This window comes from Achromobacter sp. GbtcB20 (assembly GCF_019091095.1).
In the GTDB taxonomy this organism is placed as follows: Bacteria; Pseudomonadota; Gammaproteobacteria; order Burkholderiales; family Burkholderiaceae_B; genus Achromobacter; species Achromobacter mucicolens.
Window position 1 is genome coordinate 1 of the sequence record NZ_JAGXJZ010000488.1, and the last position, 279, is coordinate 279.

Sequence of the window (279 nt, forward strand, 5' to 3'; positions counted from 1 at the left end):
GTCCGGGCCGGCGCCGATGATCAGGATGCTTTTGATATCACTACGCTTTGGCATTTATTTCTTCTCCTGGGCTTGCATCAGGCTGATGAAGCGGTCCAACAAGTAGGCAACGTCGGTCGGGCCGGGCGACGCTTCCGGGTGGCCCTGGAAGCAGAACGCCGGTTTGTCCGTGCGGGCGAAGCCCTGCAGCGAGCCGTCGAACAGCGAGACGTGGGTCACGCGGCAGTTTTTCGGCAGCGTGTCCGGATCGACCGCGAAGCCGTGGTTCTGCGAGGTGAT

General features: G+C 62.0%; 1 pseudogene. It reads right to left on the reverse strand.

From position 1 onward, the window contains the following. Positions 1-54: 54 nt before the first annotated feature. Positions 55-279 (reverse strand): annotated as a pseudogene (locus KVT32_RS29885) (carbamoyl-phosphate synthase small subunit); the annotation flags it as partial.